Source organism: Maricaulis sp. (assembly GCF_015665295.1).
Taxonomy (GTDB): domain Bacteria; phylum Pseudomonadota; class Alphaproteobacteria; order Caulobacterales; family Maricaulaceae; genus Maricaulis.
The window spans coordinates 231,551-250,542 of the sequence record NZ_JADFAJ010000003.1; the positions used below are offsets into that span (position 1 = coordinate 231,551).

Here is an 18,992-nt window from a genome sequence, read left to right on the forward strand (position 1 = left end):
CTCCCGGTGAGCGAGATTCGGCGCAGTGATACCCGGTCAGGCGCCGGCGCGGCGGGCGAAATCCCAGGCCGCTCTTGCCAGCGGGACAAGGCGGGCGACGGTCGCTTCAGCCTTGTCGCTCGAGGCATTGCCGTCAATGATCCGCTTCTTGATGCCCTGGACGATGCCGACCAGGCGGAACAGGTTATAGGCGAAATACCAGTCCATCGCCGGCACGCTGTCACGGCCGGTGCGCTCGCAATAGAGCGCGACGGTCTCGTCGAGGGCGGGAATGCCGGAAGCCGTGAAATCAATCCCCGCCAGCCCGGCCCCGCCACCCTCGGCCGGCATGGCCCATTGCATGGCGTAATAGGTGAAGTCAGCGAGCGGGTCGCCCAGCGTCGAAAGCTCCCAGTCGAGCACCGCCCTGATACGCGTCCCGGCAGGCTCGAACAGCGCATTGTCGATACGATAATCGCCATGGATGATCGAGGTGCGGGTCTGCTCGGGCACGGTGCGCGGCAGGTATTCGATCAGGCCCTCGACCTCGGGAATCTCGTCGGTCTGCGAGGCCCTGTACTGCTTGGTCCAGCGCCCGACCTGGCGTTCGAAATAATTGCCCGGCCGACCGTAGTCCCCGAGGCCGACCGCCGTCGGATCCACATTGTGGAGGTCCGCCAGAGCGATGGTCAGCGCGCGATACATCGCGCCACGCGCCTGCGGGCTTTCATCCGGCAGCGCCCCGTCGGCCAGGGACCGCCCGTCGACCAGCTCCATCACATAGAAGATCGAGCCGATGACACTGTCATCCCCACACAGGGCAAACGGCTTCGCGACCGGAAAGCCGGTGGGGTGCAGCGCCGCGATCAGGCGATGCTCGCGATCCACCGCGTGCGCCGATGGCAAGGTCGGACCGAAGGGCTTTCGACGCAGCACATAAGCGCCGCTCGCCGCGTCGAGACGATAGGTCGGATTGGACTGGCCACCGGGAAACTTGGTCAGCTCGATCGGCCCGGCAAAGCCGTCAATCCGCGCCGCCAGCCAGGCTTCGAGGCGCTTGAGGTTGATCGCGTCACGCGGCGGTGCGGCGGTCGCTGCAGTCATGGCTCATCCCGGTTGTGAAGATCTTGGCACGGCAATCCCGCGCTGCAGCAAGATTAGACCATACCGTTTCCTCGGTAAATGGTTAGGATACGGCTTGTCAGGCAGACAGTCGGGGCATGAAATCGTTTTACGACAAAGATTTCGCGCTCAAAGGCTGGACCGGAAACTTACATACCGGTTTTGCTATCGTGACAGAGAGGAGCCCAGGGCCGGGTGCGCGCGCGATTGCGTGACGATATCAACAAACTCTGCTAAGCGAATGATATGAATGCGACTCCGAAAGCCATGGACTCGGCGAAGACCCGCCGCTTCCACCAGAAGCGCGAGCTGATCCTCGACGCCGCCGCCACGCTGATCAACCGGCACGGTGTTCGCGGCATGACATTTGTCGATGTCGCCCAGCTGGTCGAACTCAACACGACGAGCATCACCTACTATTTCAAGCGCAAGGAATTGCTGGCTGCAGCCGTGCTCGAGCGCGCGCTGGAACGGATTGAGGCGCTGGTCGCCGAAGCCGCCGCCGCGCCGACCCCGCAAGCGCGTGTGGAGCGCTACATCAGGCTCAATTTCGACCTGCAGGCGCGCATCAATGCCGAGGTCGAACGACCGATCGCGGTGATCTCCGACATCCGCGCCCTCAACGAGCCCTTCGGCAGCGAGCTGACCACGCGCTATGTCCAGGTCTTCCGCAAGCTGCGCACTTTCTTCGATGCCCCGAAATCGGCAGAAGAGAAGATCCTCGGCACGATCCGTGCCCACGTGCTGGTCCAGAACATGTTCTGGCTGCCGGCCTGGCTGTCGCAATATTCGACCGGCGATTATGACCGCGTGATCCATCGCATGATCGAGATTTTCGAACATGGCATCGCCCGTGAAGGCGCCGGCTGGACACCGAAACTCCTGCCGATCGACGAGTCAGAACTGAAGGTCGGGATCGAGGGCATGCCGGGCAATTTCGCCCGCGCCGCCACCTTCCTGATCAATGAGCGCGGCTATCGCGGTGCTTCGGTTGAACAGATCGCCTCGGAACTGAACGTCACCAAGGGCAGCTTCTACCATCACCTGGAAGCCAAGGATGAACTGGTGCTGGAATGCTTCCGCCGCTCCTATGGCCGCGTTTCGCTGGTCCAGCGCGCGGCGACCAAGGCCGGTGGCGATTACTGGCAGCAATTGTCGTCATCGATGGTGACCCTGCTGAACGTGCAGCTCTTCAGCGAGTTCCCGCTTTTGCGCACGACGGCCCTGCAGGCCCTGCCGACTGATTTGCGCAATGATGTGCTCGATCGCTCGAACCGCATGGCCCGCCGTTTCGCCGGCATGATGATTGACGGCATCACCGAGGGCTCCGTGCGCCCCGTCGATCCGCTGGTCGCCAGCCAGGCGATCATGGGTGCGCTGAATTCAGCCTATGACCTGCGGGACTGGATCCAGGGCGTCGACCCTGATGCCGCCTTTGCCTATTACGCCTCCACCCTGGCTTACGGCCTGTACTCGCCGCCGCCGAAACCCTTCAGGGGCTGAGCTCGACATCACCGCCCGACAAAAAGGGCCCCGACCGGCTGGTCGGGGCCCTCTTCGTGTCAGTATTGTCCGGATCAGAATTCGGTGTTGAAACCGAGCCGGATGACCCGCCCCACCGGATTGCCGGTAAAGGGATCATAGTTGTAGTCCTGTCGGGCAAAGCTCGGATCTTCGTCGGTCAGGTTGATCGCCGTGAACGAGAAGGTCGTTGAATCACCGAAGTGGTAGAGCAGGTTGAAATCGGTCGTCATTTGGCTGTCGACCGTCGCCCCCTGCATCAGCACCGGATTACCCGCGATATAGGGGTTCGGGGCAAAGGGCCCGGTCCCGAGATCGGCACGCTGGTCGCGATAGCTGTCAACATAGGTGAAGGTCAGCCGGGTATCGACATTGCCGACCGTGTATTCGAGGAAGCCACGCGCCTTCAATTCCGGCACCGGATAGGCGGTGGTCTGGAAGTTCATGAAGCCGACGCCGTCAAAGCCCTCCTGGACCGTGACACCCTCCACCACCTCATCGCCGAGCTCATTGCCCAGCATGTAGGTCGCGGTGAGACCGACATTCATGTCACCACCGAACACTTCACCAAGATCATAGTTCATGATGAAGTCGAGACCGGAACTGGTGAGATCACCGCCATTGACCACCTGGGTGCGAACCCGGGCAATATTGGCCGCCGCACAAGTACCGGCTCCCGCTACGCCACCACCATCATTGAACTGGAAACGTTCACGCAGGCCGTCAAAGGCCGGGTCGGTGCAATTCGCCGGATCGGCGAACAGCGTGGCGACCATCCCGGATAGCGGCTCGGTATTGATGGTGTCCTGTATGTCATAGCGGAAATAATCGACGCTGGCCGTGAAGTTATCGGTCGAGATCAACGCTCCCACCGAGAGATTCGTGGCCGATTCCGGCGCCAGTGCCGGATTGCCGAACACGTCGACCGGACGGAAGCTGGACGCAATTACCTGCAGCGAGGTCACATTGCTGTTGACCGTTTGCTGCGGCGGTGGACCGCGGAAGGTCGTGCCGACAGAGCCGCGCAAGGCGAAACCGTCGGTGATCTGCCAGCGGGCCGTGACCTTCGGATCAAAGGTCGAGCCGGTCTGCCCGCCATAATCCTCGTAGCGAGCGGCGAGCTGGACATTGAAGTCGTCCGTGACCGGCAGCTGAAGCTCGCCAAACACGGCGTAGACATCGCCATCCGCATCACTGTTGGCGTTTGAGCCGAGGAAGCCCCACGCTCCGGTTTGCGGATCACAGGTCGTATTGCCGTTGACCGGTGTATCCCGGCACGGATTCACGGCGATATTGTTGTTGTCGCCATAGACCGCCGAGTAGGTTTCACGGCGATACTGGCCGCCGAAACCATAAAGAACCTGACCACCGGCCAGCTCCCAACCGGTCTCGCCGCTGATTGTGCCTTCCGCGACAAAGAGTTCGGTTTCCAGCGCCGTCGAACCCTCCACGAAGAACCAGTTGATCAGCTCGGCGCTGTTCTGGTTCGGCTCGGATCCCGGACGCTCGACACCGGTCACCGGATTGCCCGTGGCCTGGTTGCCGAACGGGTTGTACCATTGACACCCACCCACGCCGGGCGTGCCCGTCGCCGGATTGCAGCCCGGGCCACCCAGACCGTTCAGCGCCAGCTGAACGCGGTCACCAAAGCTGTCATAGCCGTCATAATAGCGTTCAAAGCGATGATAGGTGACGTTGAAGTCGAACGACGTCGTCTCATTGAGTTCGCCATTGAGGCCGGTCGAGACACGGAAGCTCTCATTCTGGCGGTAACCAACCGCAGAGCCCAGATCATCCGGATTGCCGGCAAAGGCCGGGTTGCCCCCGGCCAGCAGCGGCCGGAAGAGCAGGGTCGGGAACAGGACGGCGAGCGTGCCAGCCGGAACCACCCCGGGATTCTCGGCCACCATTTGCTGGAAACCCGGATTGGCTGCCGAGACAACAAAGCCACTCGGAGAGCCGCCCACGCCAGCGGTCGGCGCCTGCGTCAGCAGATAGGTCGGCGAAGTCCGGTAGTGCGGCACCTCGTCATTGCCGTAGAGCAGGCTGATTTCCCATTCGATATCGTCGGTCAGGTCAATGCCCATCTCGGCCCAGAGCTGGTAACGATCCTCTTCCTCGACCAGCGCGTCAAAGCCGGTGTATTGCGTCCGGCACCAGCCCGCTGACGTGACAAAGCCGCCAAGGACCGCACAGTCCGGATCGGCGCGAAGACCGCCGATCGGACCAAAGCCGGCCGGCGTGATGCCGAGTGGGAGGAAGGTTGCGGGGTTGCCGCCGCCGGTCCAGCCGCCTTCCGGGTTGGCTTCAAAGTCCTGGACCGCGAAATCGCGATCGCGGGCCAGAAGCTCGGACCGGTGCTGATAACCGGCCGCGACCAGGAAGCGCATATTTTCGCCCTGGTGACCGAAACTGCCCTGCAGCGAGTAATCGCCATCCGTGTCGGAAATGAAGGAATAGTCGCCCCCGAAGCGGAAACCTTCCTGGCCCGAGCGGGTGATGAAGTTGACCACGCCGCCGATGGCATCGGATCCGTAGATCGCCGCAGCGCCGTCCTTGAGAATTTCAATTCGTCCGATCGCGGCTGCCGGAAGCAGGTTGAGGTCAACGAACGGCACGCCCGTCCCCGCTGAAACCAGCCGACGATTGTTCAACAGGACAAGTGTGCGCTGCGGGCTGAGGCCGCGCAGGTTGACCGAGGCCATGCCTTCCGTGGCCTGCGACCGGCTGTCGAACTGGTTGGTGTCCCCGATGACCCCGCTTGAGACCGGCAGGGCCTTGATGAGCTCGACCGGCGAAGGATTACCGAGGCGGGCCAGCTCTTCTGCAGACAGGACATCAACCGGCAGGGCCGCGTCCTCGGGGGTGCCGCGAATCACGGAACCCGTGACGATGATCACATCGTCTTGCGCGTGGGACGTCGCAGACAGGCCTGCCACCATGGCGAGGGCTGTCAACGCGCTGCTCGCACGCATGAGACCTTTAACAGTCATATTCTCCTCCCAGACTGGTGCGGCTGCCTTGTTTTTTTGCATACCGCACATTCGATTAGAACAATGGGATTTTGACAAGTCAAGGAGATAGGCGTCGCATCGCAAGTTATTAAAGGCTAATTCAACGCTGCACTGCGGCATCGCTTTCCACTTTAAGATGACGTGGTTCGCGTACTGCGGAAACTAGAACGATCAGAGCCGCCGCCAGGCTGACGAGCGAGATGACGAAAACCGGCACCAAGCCGAAGAAGCTGGCGATCAGCCCGCCTAGCACCGGGCCGAACGACGCCATCGTGGTTTCCACCGTGGTCGAAAGGGCGAGGCGCATGGGGATATCGTCCCGCTCGCCGAATTCGAGAACCAGCGTCGTCGAGCTCATCATATATCCAGATGCGGCTGCGCCCAATCCGAAGAATGCGACCAGGAAGTGCCAGGGTTGCTCGGCAAAGATCATGACCACCAGGGAGAAGATCCAGGTCACCACGGTGAGGATGAAGGTCAGCCGGAAGCCATAGCGGTCCCCCAGCGTCCCCCAGATCAGGTTGGTCACGGTGTCAGCGCCGAGAAAGGCGAGCGAGAACAGGCCGATCGCGGCGCCGTCGACCTCCATCTTGCGACCCGCATAGATAATGCAGAACGGGATCACGATCCGGCCCGCCGTCGCCATCATCTGGGCGATCAGGAAATTCCGGTAATCACGGTCGACAAGCAGTTGCGGGAATTCCCGCACCCGCGCCATCACGCCCATCTGGATCTTGACGGTCGGACTTTCCGGCTCGCGCATGAACATCCACAGCGCGGTCAGGCCGAGGCTGGTGAGGACAAAGGCGACCATGAAGGTCGTCGCATAGCCATTGCCCAGCGCATTGGTCTCGATGAGATGAACCCCGGCCCACCAGGACAGGCCGGCGGCGATTGCGCCACCGGCGATGTTGCGCCAGGCCTGCAATCGTCCCCGCATGCGGATCGGAATGACTTTCGACAAAAGGACCTGGAAGGCGACGCGCTGTGAGCCCAGGAAGAATCCGAACAACAACAGGAAGAAGAAAGTCGCTGCGATCAGGACCGAGCCGGTGAGAAACCATCCGGCCAGCGCCAGGCCAAGCAGTTGCAGGCGCATCAGCATGCCAATCGTCATCGCCGCAGGCATGACGTGCCGGCGATGCTCGATATGGGCCGCCCCCATGACCGGCGAGGCAACAGCACCCAGCTGGATCAGCGCCTGACCGATCCCGACAAAGATCGGCGAGCCGGTCAGCATATGCAGATAGGCCGGTACGAAGGTCGGCGCGAAAATCAGCCGGAAGCCGGTCATGCCGAGCATGCCGTGGGTGAAATGCGCAATGTAATTGCGCTTCAGATTGCCCTCGACAAAGTCGGAATAAGCCTGCTCGCGCCCTTCCGGGGTTTCGCCTTCCTCCGCCAGGCCGGCCACGGGCGGACCGGCGGGCGAAGGCGGGATGGCGCGGCCGCTCAATAGCCGTTCAGTCGGGCAAAGCGTTCGCGATGAAAAGCCCCATTGCCATACTGGTTCTCCAGCACGCGGGCCCGTTTGAGATAGAAGCCGGCATCGTGTTCATCGGTCATGCCGATCCCGCCATGCAGCTGAATCAGCTCGCGCGAGACCAGGTGCAGGGTCTGGCAGGCCGTCGCCTTGGCCAGCGCCACCCGAACCGGGACATCGTCGCGACCGGCGTCGATCGCTTCCAGCGCGCCCTCGACGACCGAACGCATCAGCTCGATTTCGGTGAAGAGATTGGCCATGCGGTGCTGCAGCGCCTGGAAGCGCGACAGGATCTCGCCGAACTGCGAGCGCGTCTTGAGATAGGCCAGCGTGTCCTCGAAGGCCTGCACGGCCAGGCCAAGCATTTCCGCCGCGACACCGGCCCGGGCCCGGTCGAGCACCCGGTCGAGCAGGTCGGCCCCGCCCGCCTCGAGACGGGCATCAGCGGCCAGCAGGACGCCATCCAGCGTGATCGCCGCGTGTGAGCGGGCATCCACCATGCTGCGGGCCGACACCGACACGCCCTTGGCATCGGCCGGCACCAGGAAAAGGCCGATCTCGTCACCGGCTTTCGCTGCCACGACGAGCAGGCTCGCTGCATCGCCCTCGGCGACGAATTGCTTGCTGCCCTTGAGCGTCCAGCCATCGCCGCGCCTTTCGGCGACTGCCTCGACCCGGTCCGGCGCGTGGCGCGGACCTTCGTCGACGGCCAGGGCGGCGATGGTCTCGCCGGCGGCAATCCCCGGCAACCAGGCCGCCTTCTGGGCCTCGGTACCGCCGAGCAACACCGCGCTGGTCGCGGCCAGCGAGGAGGCGTTGAGCGGGCTGGCCGTGAGTGTGCGCGCACATTCCTCGAGCACGAGGCCGAGGCTGAGATAGCCGAAATCCGAGCCGCCATGGGCCTCCGGGATGATCACCCCGGTCCAGCCCATTTCCGCCATCTTGGCGAAGGCCTGCGGGTCGAATCCGATTGCCGCCCCGCCATCACGCATCTTGCGGTAGGCCTTGACGGGGGACTCCTTGCGGGCCCAGTCGCGCGCCATGTCACGCAGCATGGTCTGTTCTTCGTTCAGGACTGCCATTGTGGTCGCTCCCCCGTCCTATTGATGGTCCAGCATCCCGAGGATGCGTTTGGCGATGACATTGTTCTGGATCTCGGTCGTGCCGCCATAGATCGTCACGGCCTTGCCCCACAGCCAGCCGCGGGTGGTGCCGAGCTCGAGCGGGTGGAAACCCTCGCCCTCCCAGCCGAGACCGTTCATGCCCATGATCTCCAGCGTCAGCTCGGCCCGTTCCTGGGTAATCCGGGCGCCGACATTTTTCAGGATGGAGGAGGCCAGCGACAGTGATCCGCTCTTGGCCTCGGCCGTCACCCGGCGCGCCGTCGCCTGGAAGGCACGGGCTTCCATCTCGTGTTTGATGATACGGCCGCGCAGATCGGCATCGGCGATCCGGCCCTCATCATCCACGCCGACATACTTGCGGGCGATATCGGCCAGAGACGGGCCGGCCCCGCGCCCCATACGCCCGCCACCCGACAGGTTGGTGCGCTCGTGCTGGAGCAGGCGCTTGCCGATCGTCCAGCCATTGCCGATCTCGCCGACGATCTGGTCCTTGGGCACTTTCACATCGGTGAAGAAGGTCTCGCAAAAGGGCGAGGCGCCGGAGATCATCTTGATCGGCTTCACCTCGACGCCCGGCGATTTCATGTCCAGCAGGATGAAGGAGATGCCCTCATGCTTCTTCGACGTGTCGGTGCGCACCAGCGCGAAGCACCAGTCGGCCCACTGCCCGCCCGACGTCCAGGTCTTCTGGCCATTGATCAGCCAGTGATCCCCCTTGTCCTCGCACTTGGTCTGCAGGCTGGCGAGATCGGAGCCGGCACCGGGTTCGGAATAGCCCTGGCACCAGCGGATCTCACCGCGGCAGATCGGCGGAATATAGCGCTGCTTCTGTTCCTCGGAGGCGAACTCCAGAAGCGTCGGCCCGAGCATCATCACACCCATGCCGCCGATCGGGTTCCAGGCGTTGATCCTGGCCATCTCCTCCTGAAGGATACGCGCCTGCTTGGCGTCGAGACCACCACCGCCATAGGCCACCGGCCAGGTCGGCGTGCCCCAGCCCTTCTCGCCCATCGCCCTTTTCCAGGCGGCGACTTCCGGGTCGGGTTTCGATTCCCCCTCAATGGCGGCGAGCAGGTTCTCCTTGCCGACCAGGGATTGCGGGAAATTGTCCGCGAGCCAGGCCGCCGCCTCGGCGCGAAAATCCTCCGCCGTCGCGTCGGGGCGCGTCATTTCAGTTGTCGCCATGATCAATCTCCACTTGGGGTGAAAAAGGGCAGGGATGGACCATCCCCGGTGGCTTCCGCGTCGCTGGCCTGCGGGGCCAGACGGACGCGCTGGCCGATGGCCAGGGCATCCAGGTCATCCGCGACCAGATTGGTCAGCATGGCCGGACCTTCATCGAGCACGACATAGGCCACGGCGAAGGGCGCGCCCTCGCCGCGCCGCATGACCGACAGGCTGTAGATCTCGCCGCGCCCGGCGGTCTCCAGCCAGCGCGTCCGGTCCGAGCCGCAATGCGGGCAGACATGCCGCGGATAGTAGTGAGGCTTGCCACAGGCCTCACAGGTCTTGATGCGAAGGACGCCCTCGCCCAGCCCGTCCCAGAAGGTTTGCGTTTCCGGATTGGGTTGCGGGGCGGAAAGCTTGCGCGCGCTCATGACTGACGCTCCAGGATGATGGTGGCGGCGCCGTGCCGGGCACCGAGCGAACCGCCAATGCCGGTGGCGACCGCGAGATCGCAATTGGGGACCTGGACCGCGGGGGCGGCCTCACCGCGCAATTGCCGCACCGCCTCGATCACCTTGGTGATGCCGCCGCGGAACATGGGGTGGTTATTGCACAGCCCGCCACCATCCGTGTTGAAGGGCAGCTTGCCGGTGCCGGAGATGAGATTGCCGTCGGCGACGAATTTGCCCCCCTCGCCCTTGGCGCAGAAACCCAGATCCTCCAGCTGCATCAACACGGTGATGGTAAAGCTGTCATAGATGGAGGCGTATTTGATGTCGGCCGGCGTGACCCCGGCCTCTTCAAAGGCGCGCGGGCCGGACTGCGCGGCCGCCGAGACGGTGAGGTCGAGCCCGAGCCCGCCGGACGGGCCCTTGGTCGCCTCTCCCGCCCCAAGAAGCGAAATGACCGGACGGTTCAATGTCTTCGCGATCTCCGGCGAGACCACAACCAGCGCTCCGCCACCATCCGTCGTCACGCAGCAATCGAGCCGGTGCAGCGGATCGGCGATCATCGGACTGTTCACCACCTCCTCGACCGTCACCACCTTGGGCAGCATGGCGTGGGGATTGTGCTGGGCATGGTGAGACGCAGCGACCTTGATCCAGGCGAGCTGTTCCGAGGTGGTGCCGAAGTCGTGCATGTGACGCGCGGCGCACATGCCGTAGCTGGTATGATTGGTCAGACCGACCCATTGCTCGAAGGCAGCCTCCGGCGCGCCGGGCCGGAAACGTTGCACCGCCTCGGAACGCGGTCGTCCGGCCAGGGCAATCAGCGCCACGGAACACTTGCCCGCGGCGATCGCCTCGGCGGCATGCGCGACATGCTGGATATAGGTACAGCCGCCCATCTCGGTGGAGTCCGTATGGCGCACGGTCAGGCCGAGATAGTCGATCATCGAGATCGGCCCGAAACCCGGTGCGTCGGTGGCGCAGAAATAGCCATCGACATCCGTCAGCGAGAGACCGGCATCAGCCAGCGCCCCCGCCGCGCACTCGGCATGCAGCTGCGGCGTGGTCATGTCCGGCGCCAGCCGGGTCGGGTGCTCAAAGGCGCCGGCGATACAGGCGGCGTTACGCAGGCTCATGCGAGCTCCTGTTGGTTTTGACGGGATCGGTCATTGCGCACCCGGCTGGGTGTGGGGCGCACCGTCTTCGCGCCGCTTCAGAGTCGCCAGATTGGCTTCATGACTGGACCGGTCGAGGCGGTAGAAGTGCAGGAAGAGCGCCCCGGCAATGTAGAGAAAGGCGACGCTCGGCACATAGAGCAAGGCCAGCAAGTCAACCGAGGCCGGATCGACATCGGCTGGCTGGGCGCGCTCTGGCAGGTCGACGATGGTCAGGAGTATTCCCGCTGCCATGAGGCCGAAGCCGGTCACGCATTTCTGCATGAAGGAGTTGGCGGCATAGAACAGGCCTTCCGCGCGCCGTCCGGTCTTGACGTCGCTGTCGTCGATAACGTCGCCGATCATGGCGTGGACAAGGATGGCCGATGAGATGCCGCACGCCGAATAGGCCGCCTGGATGACAAACAGGGTCGGCAGGAGCGCCGGATCGCCATCGTCGAAGAACAGACCGTTCAATCGCAGGATATAGGGCAGGACGCCAAGGATGATCGCGACAATCGTCAGCCCGAAAGCCGCCGCCCGCTTGCCAAGCCGCTTGGAGATCAGCGGCGCGAAGATCAGCGCCAGAAAGGCACCAAGCAGCGGCTCTGCCGCCATGATCGCCAGCTCTCCGGAATTGAAGCCCCAGAACAGGGTGCCGAAATAGAGCGACAGCGCCGAGGCCATGCCGATCGCGGTATATTTGAGAACGCCAAAGCTCAGGATCGCGAGGAAGGCCTTGTTGCCGAAGGTCCGCGCCATCAGCTTGAGCGTCTCAAGCGGGTTGCGCCGTTGCGGCGACGGTAGCTTGCGCAGGTATTTGATGCGGTGATGCGTGCCAGTGGTCGAGATGATCACGGTCGCGAACATCAGGAGCGAGCCGACCAGGCCAAAGGTGTAATAGCCCGACGGATTGAGCTGGCCGATCGGATATTCGGCCGTCGGCGCCAGCCATATCCACAAGGCCAGGACCGACATTCCGATCCCGCCGAGATAGCCGAAGAAATAGCGATAGCTGGCGATCGAGGTCCGGTCGTCATAATTGGTCGATAATTCCGGTGCGAGCGCGGAACTGGGGATCTCATACAAGGTGATGAAGGTCCGCACAGCCGAAGCGAGAACCGCGAGATAGACAAAGAGGTTCCACCCCTCCAGCCCCGCTGGCGGGTGCCACAGGAAGAAGAATGAAGCGGCCGCGGGAATGGCTGACAAATACATCAGCGGGTGACGCCGGCCCCACTTCGTTCGCAGGCTGTCAGAAATCTGGCCGACGATGGGATCGGAGATGGCGTCAAAGATCAGCGCCACCAGAATGGCCAGCGAGACGAGAGCGGCTTCAGCGCCGATCACATAGTTGTAGTACCACAGCAGATAGGCCCGGAAGGCAACGTCCTTGACGCCATAGGCCATCGATCCGACGCCGTAGAGAAGCTTGGTGATGTATTTCAACGGCGGCGCCGAAACCGGCGTAGCGATGTCCGTCATTTTTCCTCCCGGAGGGCGCGCCTTTTGGCATCTACCCGGTCAATTCACCCGACAAGGTCGGGCGTTACGCGTCCGCAATCAGCTCCCACGCTCTCGCCGCCTTCTCGCTGACACGCCCGTGCATCCGCCCCGGCCTGGCCCGGCCTGACCTGAAACGCCGGATCGGCCGCAAAATCCCACATCATTATTCCGCGTCTCGCTTCATTTTTTCATATTGTCGGTATGAGCATACCTGTTTTTTGAAAACCGACAAGAGCGAGAAATAAAAGACAGTTTCGCATACCCGCCATCCACAATTTGAATATCACTGCCCAAATTTGAGGAAGCGGTCCGGTTTTCTCTTGCCCCGCACCGGTGCAGGCGACTAAAACTTCCCCAGAACTGGCCGGCGCGAAGGGGAGAGAGGGCGCACACGATCATGAGAGCGGCGCAACGCAGCCCGGCAAGCCGGGTCTTCGAAGCGACGCCGACAAGCGCCAACATCCTGACCGCCCAACCCTTCCCGAAGACCCAACCCGTTTCGCAATCAAAGAGATAAAATCATGCGTGATGCCGTCATCGTCTCCACTGCCCGCACCCCGATCGGAAAAGCCTATCGCGGCGCCTTCAACGCCACCCCCTCTCCGACCCTGTGCGGCCACGCCATCGCGTCGGCCGTCGAGCGCTCCGGGATCGATCCGACTGAAATCCAGGACGTGATCATCGGCGCTGCCCTGCAGCAGGGCGTCCAGCACACGATCGGCCGTACCGCAGCGCTGCGCGCCGGCCTGCCGGTCACCGTGGCGGGCCAGTCGATGGATCGCCAGTGTTCCTCCGGTCTGATGACCATCGCGACTGCGGCCAAACAGGTCATTGTCGACCGCATGGATGTGGTCGTCGCCGGCGGCGTCGAGTCGATCTCCATGGTCCAGACCAAGGAAATGCGCGTGCAGCCGGACCCGGAACTCCTGGCCATGCACAAGGACATCTACATGCCCATGCTGCAGACCGCCGAGATCGTGGCCAAGCGCTATGGCATCTCCCGCGAGCGCATGGACGCGTACGGCCTGCAGTCCCAGCAGCGTACCGCCGCCGCCCAGGCCGCCGGCAAGTTCGACGACGAGATCGTGCCGATGAAATCGACCAAGATCGTTGTCGACAAGGCCACCGGCGAAACCTCCCGGCAGGAGGTTTTCCTGGAAAAGGATGAGGGCAATCGCCCGAGCACGGATCTCGCCGGCCTGCAGGGCCTCAACCCGGTCATCGAGGGCGGCACCATCACCGCCGGCAATGCCTCGCAACTTTCCGACGGCGCCTCGGCCTGTGTGGTCATGGAAGCCGAACTCGCCGCCAAGCGCGGCCTCGCCCCGCTCGGCCGCTATATGGGCATGGCGGTCGCCGGTACCGAGCCGGACGAAATGGGTATCGGCCCGGTCTTCGCCGTGCCGAAACTGCTCGAGCGTTTCGGCCTGAAGGCGGACGATATCGGCCTGTGGGAGCTCAATGAAGCCTTCGCCGTGCAGGTGCTCTACTGCGCCGACCGCCTCGGCATCCCGGCCGACAAGCTGAACGTCAATGGCGGCGCCATCTCGATCGGCCACCCCTATGGCATGTCCGGCGCCCGCATGGTCGGCCACGCCCTGATTGAGGGCAAGCGTCGCGGCGCCAAATACGTCGTCATCACCATGTGTGTCGGCGGCGGCATGGGCGCAGCCGGCCTGTTTGAAGTGCTGTAGTCCGCTTCATCGCGCCGCAAACCGAAAGGCCGCGCCGGATGTCCGGCGCGGCCTTTTCCTGTGGCGACCCGCTGGCGCGGCCAGACCTTATTCGTCGCGCAGCCGGATCAGGCCTTCCTGCGCCGTGGACGCGACCAGCTTGCCATCGCGGGTGAAGAGCTGACCGCGGTTGAAACCGCGCGCGCCGCCGGACCACGGGCTGTCCGTGTCGTAGAGCAGCCAGTCACCCATATCGACATCATCATGGAACCAGACCGCGTGATCGAGGCTGGCTGACTGCATCTTGCGGGTCATCCAGCTGACGCCGTGCGGCTGCATGCAGGTGCTCAACAGCGCCATGTCGGAGGCAAAGGCGAGGATGGCGCGGTGCATGACCTGGTCATCGGTGGCGAGGTCGGTGGCGCGGATCCAGATCTGCCGTTTCGGCTCGCGCTGGCGCGGATCGATCGGCGACCAGGGGTCGACCGGGCGCATCTCGATCGGTCGCGGACGGGTCATGAAGCGATAAAAGGGCTGGGGGATCTGGTCCTTCATCTTGCGCAGCAGCTCGACCTCGGTCGGCAGGTCGTCGGGCATGGCAACATCGCCCATGTCGAACTGGTGGGCGAGCCCCTTTTCCGGCCGGTGGAAGGAGGCCGTCATGTTCAGGATCGGCTTGCCACGCTGCATGGCAATGACCCGGCGGTTGGAGAAGCTGCCGCCGTCATAATCGCGCTCGACGCGATAGATGATCGGATAATCCTCATCCCCCGGCCGCATGAAATACGCGTGCAGCGAGTGGATGTGACGGTCGTCATCGACCGAGGCCACGGCAGACTTCAGGGCCTGCGCGATCACCTGGCCGCCGAAGACACGCCCCCGGCCACCCGGATTGCGGCGCCCGCGATAGAGATCGACATCAATCTCCTCGACATCAAGAAGATGGACCAGGCCAGCGGCCAGTTCGGCCGGCGTATAATCCCGGCGCTTTTTCTTCTCGCCCTGCGTCGCGTCAGCCCCGTCCATTGCGGCACCCCTTGCTGGAATCCTGTGCGTGGCCACAACACTGGACCGCGGCCGCGCAAATTTCCAGCTTCCGGTACGGCGGAATGCAGGTCAGGTCAGGAGGCGACCAGGCGCAGCGACTTGGTCGGCGCATCCCAGGGCAGGTGCCGGGCATTGAGAATGACCATATTGTCCCGGTTCACGATCTCGGGCCGGGCGTGATAGCCGAGCAATTCCTTGACGTCCTGATCGGTATGGCGGGCCAGCATCATGGTCTCGTCGGAGGAGAAATTGGTCAGGCCGCGCGCGACCTCCTCGCCGCTCTCCGAATAGACGTGCAGCACATCACCCTTGGTGAAGGCACCATGGATCTTGACGATGTCCTCGTGGCTGACCCCGCTCGGGCTGGTCGCCAGCGCTTCGGCGGCGGCGTCATTGAGCACCAGGCTGCCGGCGCGCTGCAGGCGGTTGGTCAGCCAGACGGCCCAGGACGAGGCCGGCGTGCCCTTGGCGACACATTTGGTGTGACGGCGCTCGCCGGACAGGACGGCCGAGACCGGACGGTCGATCGTGCCTTCCGCAATCAGCGTCGTGCAGCCGGCATTCTGGGCGAGATTGGCAGCCTGTATCTTGGTCAGCATGCCGCCGGACCCCAGCGAGCTCGTGCCCGAGGTGACTTCCAGATATTCGGTGACATCGTCGATCGTATCGACGAACTGCGCCTCGGGGTCGGACGGGTCACGATCATACAGACCATCAATACTGGTCAGGATGACGAGATGGTCGGCCTGGATCATCTGCGCCACCTTGGCGGCCAGACGGTCATTGTCGCCGACCCGGATTTCCTCGGTCGTCACCGTGTCGTTCTCGTTGACGATTGGCATGACATCGCGCTCGAACAGGCGCTGGATCGTATTCTTGGTGTTGAGGAAACGGCGGCGCTCCTCGAGATCCTCGAGCGTGACCAGGATCTGGGCGATATCGAAGCCATGCTCGTGCGCCACCTGCTTGTAGGCATTGAGCAGGAGTGGCTGACCACAGGCCGCCGCGGCCTGCTTGTCGAGCACGCCGGCTTCCTCGGGCGAGGTCTTGATGGCGTTGAGGCCCAGGGCGACAGCGCCGGACGAGGCCAGGACAACGTCATGGCCCTCATCCCGCAAACGCGCGATATCGGCCAGAAGCTCGTTCATGAAGGCATAGCGGAGGGTCAGCCGGCGGTCATTGGCCAGAAGGCTGGACCCGATCTTTACGACAATGCGTTTACGCTGGCTCACACGGTTCTCCTGTTTGACGCGCCGGCAATTGCTGCGACGCAAAATCAGCGCTCAAACTATTTAGCATTCGAATTTTTGCAACCCCGCAGATCGTCTGAAGTTTCGACGAGGCGCCTTAATGACAGCACAATATACGTAATTTATTATGCCACGCGCCCGGGCTTGGCAGCTGAACCGGTCGCCGCATATATAATTTGAATTCGAAATTGTTTTTGCTATATACCGCTCTCAGACAGGCTCGACCCGCCCGCGCGGATCGGGCATTTTCATGTGAGCGCGGCGCTGCCGTTCCGGCGCGCGACGACACGACAGACCCGACCACGATGGACCCGACAGGACGCTGGAAGGCATGGAGAGCAGACAAGACATGGACATACTCCTGATCGGATGCGGCAAGATGGGCGGCGCCATGCTGCGCCGCTGGATTGATGCCATGCCGGCCCGTTTCACGACGGTGAACCGGTCGGGCCGCGCCCTGCCGGCCGGCACGGAGCATGTCGACGGTGTCGACACCCTGGCCGGTCGCCGCTTCGACGTGATCATCCTTGCGGTCAAACCGCAGCAGATCCCAGACGTGCTGCCCGCCTATGCCAGCCTGCTGGCGGAAGACGGCTGCCATGTCTCGATCGCAGCCGGCTTCTCGTCTGCCTCGATCGCAGCCATCGTCGGCGACAGGCCGGTCCTGCGCCTGATGCCAAACCTGCCGGCGCTGATCGGTCGCAGCGTGAACGGGATTTACGCCAATTCTGCCTGCAGTGACCGGCATCGCGATATCGGCGACCAGCTGGCCCGCGCGACCGGCACGCCGGTCTGGCTCGACAGCGAGGACGAACTCGACCGCCTCACCGCCGTCGCCGGCAGTGGCCCGGGCTATGTCTTCGAGATCGCGCGCAGCTATATCGCCGCCGCCGAGGGCCTCGGCTTTTCCAACGAGACCGCCCGCGCACTGGTGCTGGAAACCATGGGCGGCGCCATCGAGATGGCGGCCAGGTCCGACGAGGATGTCGCCGAGCTGCGCAATTCGGTGATGAGCAAGAAGGGCACGACCGAGGCCGGCATCAATGCCCTGCGGCGCGACGGCCAGCTCGATGCCCTGCTGACCGAAACCGTCCAGGCCGCCTATGAGCGGGCCGTCGAACTTCGCTAGTTGCCGGAAGCCGGCTTCTCATCAACACTCCTACCCCAAGGAAACCATGTCAGATCGTATGCAAGCCTATATCGAACAACTCGGCCGCCAGGCCCGTGACGCGTCGCGCGTGCTCGCGACCGCCTCCACGGAACGCAAGAATGCGGCGCTCATCGCGGCCGCCGCAGCCCTGCGCTTGCGGGCGAACGACCTGCTCGAGGCCAACCGCATCGATGTCGAGACTGTCAAAGAGGCCGGCAAGCCGGACGCCTTCATCGACCGGCTGATGCTGGACGGCGAGCGGATCGAGGGCATTGCCGGGGCGATCGAGATGATTGCCACCCTGCCGGACCCGGTGGGCCGGCTCCTCGCCCGGATCGACCGCCCCAATGGCCTGCGCATCGAGCGCGTCGCCGTTCCGCTCGGCGTCATCGGCATGATCTATGAATCGCGCCCGAATGTGGGCGCCGACGCCGGCGCGCTGTGCCTGAAATCCGGCAATGCCGTGATCCTGCGTGGCGGTTCGGAAAGCCTCAACTCCACCCGCATCATCGTGGATTGCATGAAGGAAGGCCTCCGTGAGGCCGACCTGCCGGAAGACGCGATCCAGATGATCGACACCTCGAACCGGGATGCGGTCAAATACCTGCTTCAGTGCACGCAATACGTGGATCTTGCCATCCCGCGCGGCGGCAAGGGCCTCGTCTCGCTGGTTCGCGACCAGGCGCGCGTCCCGACGCTTTTGCACCTGGACGGCAATTGCCACACCTATGTCCACGCCGACGCCGATCTCGACAAGGCAGTGGCCATTGTCGAGAACGCCAAGCTGCGCCGGACCGGCATTTGCGGCGCCACGGAAAGCCTCGTGGTTGACGACGCCGTGGCCGCAGACCTGCTGCCGCGCCTGGTCGACCGCATGACGGATTGCGAATTCCGCGGTGATCAGGCCGCCGTGACAATTGACCCGCGCATCAAGCCGGCCAGCGAGGACGACTGGGATACCGAATATCTGGACGCCTGCCTGTCAGTGAGAATCGTCGACGGGCTGGAGGCCGGCATCAATCATGTTGCCGCCCACTCCTCGGCCCACACCGATGCCATCGTGACCGAAAATGCCGACGCCGCCGCCTGCTTCCTGGCGATGATCGACAGCGCCGTGGTGATGCACAATGCCTCGACGCAATTCTCCGATGGCGGGGAGTTCGGCATGGGCGCCGAGATCGGCATCGCGACCGGCAAGATGCATGCGCGCGGGCCGGTCGGGCTCGAACAGCTCACCTCCTTCAAATACCTGGTGCATGGCGAGGGCCAGACCCGGCCCTGATCGTTGCGGCCGTCGCGGCGCCCGGTTCACCGGGCGACGTCGCTTGAGCCGAACGCCGAACCACGTGATCT

At 63.6% G+C, this 18,992-nt stretch carries 14 protein-coding genes; 4 read left to right on the forward strand and 10 right to left on the reverse strand.

Annotated features, from left to right (window positions below):
- Positions 1-36: 36 nt before the first annotated feature.
- A complete protein-coding gene (locus QZZ02_RS02490; protein WP_291842007.1) occupies positions 37-1,083 on the reverse strand; it encodes a phosphotransferase family protein in 1,047 nt (348 codons plus the stop codon).
- Between the two features lie 264 nt (positions 1,084-1,347).
- Here QZZ02_RS02490 and QZZ02_RS02495 point away from each other — a divergent pair, with 264 nt between their 5' ends.
- Complete coding sequence (locus tag QZZ02_RS02495; RefSeq protein ID WP_291842009.1) at positions 1,348-2,604, forward strand: TetR/AcrR family transcriptional regulator; 1,257 nt, start codon at positions 1,348-1,350, stop codon at positions 2,602-2,604.
- A 74-nt stretch (positions 2,605-2,678) separates the two neighbouring features.
- Here the strand turns inward: QZZ02_RS02495 and QZZ02_RS02500 are convergent, their stop codons facing one another.
- The 7 genes from QZZ02_RS02500 to QZZ02_RS02530 all read right to left on the reverse strand — a co-directional run bounded on the left by QZZ02_RS02500 (position 2,679) and on the right by QZZ02_RS02530 (position 12,498).
- The gene (locus tag QZZ02_RS02500) at positions 2,679-5,615 is read right to left on the reverse strand and encodes a TonB-dependent receptor (RefSeq protein WP_291842011.1); all 2,937 of its coding nucleotides are present in this window, start codon (positions 5,613-5,615) and stop codon (positions 2,679-2,681) included.
- A 121-nt stretch (positions 5,616-5,736) separates the two neighbouring features.
- Positions 5,737-7,050, reverse strand: coding sequence for an MFS transporter (locus QZZ02_RS02505; RefSeq protein WP_291842013.1), 1,314 nt, complete (start codon positions 7,048-7,050; stop codon positions 5,737-5,739).
- 38 nt (positions 7,051-7,088) lie between these two features.
- Positions 7,089-8,201 (reverse strand): acyl-CoA dehydrogenase, encoded by a 1,113-nt coding sequence (locus QZZ02_RS02510; protein ID WP_291842015.1) that lies wholly within the window; start codon positions 8,199-8,201, stop codon positions 7,089-7,091.
- 18 nt (positions 8,202-8,219) lie between these two features.
- Positions 8,220-9,428: an acyl-CoA dehydrogenase family protein gene (locus QZZ02_RS02515; protein WP_291842016.1), complete on the reverse strand. Its 1,209-nt coding sequence runs from the start codon at positions 9,426-9,428 to the stop codon at positions 8,220-8,222.
- Positions 9,429-9,430: 2 nt separating this feature from the next.
- The gene (locus tag QZZ02_RS02520; protein ID WP_291842019.1) at positions 9,431-9,841 is read right to left on the reverse strand and encodes an OB-fold domain-containing protein; all 411 of its coding nucleotides are present in this window, start codon (positions 9,839-9,841) and stop codon (positions 9,431-9,433) included.
- Complete coding sequence (locus QZZ02_RS02525) at positions 9,838-10,995, reverse strand: thiolase domain-containing protein (RefSeq protein WP_291842021.1); 1,158 nt, start codon at positions 10,993-10,995, stop codon at positions 9,838-9,840. The genes QZZ02_RS02520 and QZZ02_RS02525 overlap by 4 nt, the downstream gene beginning before the upstream one ends.
- Positions 10,996-11,025: 30 nt before the next feature.
- Entirely contained in the window at positions 11,026-12,498 is a 1,473-nt protein-coding gene (locus QZZ02_RS02530; protein WP_291842023.1) for an MFS transporter, read from the reverse strand.
- 542 nt (positions 12,499-13,040) lie between these two features.
- On the opposite strand from QZZ02_RS02530, the gene QZZ02_RS02535 reads away from it, so the two are divergent.
- Complete coding sequence (locus QZZ02_RS02535) at positions 13,041-14,213, forward strand: acetyl-CoA C-acyltransferase (RefSeq protein WP_291842025.1); 1,173 nt, start codon at positions 13,041-13,043, stop codon at positions 14,211-14,213.
- 87 nt (positions 14,214-14,300) lie between these two features.
- Here QZZ02_RS02535 and QZZ02_RS02540 read toward each other — a convergent pair whose 3' ends face one another.
- Both QZZ02_RS02540 and proB read right to left on the reverse strand, forming a co-directional pair.
- The gene (locus tag QZZ02_RS02540; RefSeq protein ID WP_291842027.1) at positions 14,301-15,218 is read right to left on the reverse strand and encodes an acyl-CoA thioesterase II; all 918 of its coding nucleotides are present in this window, start codon (positions 15,216-15,218) and stop codon (positions 14,301-14,303) included.
- A 95-nt stretch (positions 15,219-15,313) separates the two neighbouring features.
- Positions 15,314-16,471: a glutamate 5-kinase gene (proB, locus tag QZZ02_RS02545; RefSeq protein WP_291842029.1), complete on the reverse strand. Its 1,158-nt coding sequence runs from the start codon at positions 16,469-16,471 to the stop codon at positions 15,314-15,316.
- Between the two features lie 367 nt (positions 16,472-16,838).
- On the opposite strand from proB, the gene QZZ02_RS02550 reads away from it, so the two are divergent.
- Positions 16,839-17,618, forward strand: coding sequence for a pyrroline-5-carboxylate reductase (locus QZZ02_RS02550; protein WP_291842031.1), 780 nt, complete (start codon positions 16,839-16,841; stop codon positions 17,616-17,618).
- Between the two features lie 46 nt (positions 17,619-17,664).
- Positions 17,665-18,921, forward strand: coding sequence for a glutamate-5-semialdehyde dehydrogenase (locus QZZ02_RS02555; protein WP_291842033.1), 1,257 nt, complete (start codon positions 17,665-17,667; stop codon positions 18,919-18,921).
- Positions 18,922-18,992: the final 71 nt, after the last annotated feature.

Bases quoted from the DNA above. Each gene is read 5' to 3' on its own strand.
- QZZ02_RS02510 (WP_291842015.1), bottom strand. From the start codon at position 8,201: ATGGCAGTCCTGAACGAAGAACAGACCATGCTGCGTGACATGGCGCGC.
- QZZ02_RS02520 (WP_291842019.1), bottom strand. From the start codon at position 9,841: ATGAGCGCGCGCAAGCTTTCCGCCCCGCAACCCAATCCGGAAACGCAA.
- QZZ02_RS02535 (WP_291842025.1), top strand. From the start codon at position 13,041: ATGCGTGATGCCGTCATCGTCTCCACTGCCCGCACCCCGATCGGAAAA.
- QZZ02_RS02490 (WP_291842007.1), bottom strand. From the start codon at position 1,083: ATGACTGCAGCGACCGCCGCACCGCCGCGTGACGCGATCAACCTCAAG.
- QZZ02_RS02550 (WP_291842031.1), top strand. From the start codon at position 16,839: ATGGACATACTCCTGATCGGATGCGGCAAGATGGGCGGCGCCATGCTG.
- QZZ02_RS02500 (WP_291842011.1), bottom strand. From the start codon at position 5,615: ATGACTGTTAAAGGTCTCATGCGTGCGAGCAGCGCGTTGACAGCCCTC.
- QZZ02_RS02555 (WP_291842033.1), top strand. From the start codon at position 17,665: ATGTCAGATCGTATGCAAGCCTATATCGAACAACTCGGCCGCCAGGCC.
- QZZ02_RS02525 (WP_291842021.1), bottom strand. From the start codon at position 10,995: ATGAGCCTGCGTAACGCCGCCTGTATCGCCGGCGCCTTTGAGCACCCG.
- QZZ02_RS02540 (WP_291842027.1), bottom strand. From the start codon at position 15,218: ATGGACGGGGCTGACGCGACGCAGGGCGAGAAGAAAAAGCGCCGGGAT.
- QZZ02_RS02530 (WP_291842023.1), bottom strand. From the start codon at position 12,498: ATGACGGACATCGCTACGCCGGTTTCGGCGCCGCCGTTGAAATACATC.
- QZZ02_RS02515 (WP_291842016.1), bottom strand. From the start codon at position 9,428: ATGGCGACAACTGAAATGACGCGCCCCGACGCGACGGCGGAGGATTTT.
- QZZ02_RS02495 (WP_291842009.1), top strand. From the start codon at position 1,348: ATGAATGCGACTCCGAAAGCCATGGACTCGGCGAAGACCCGCCGCTTC.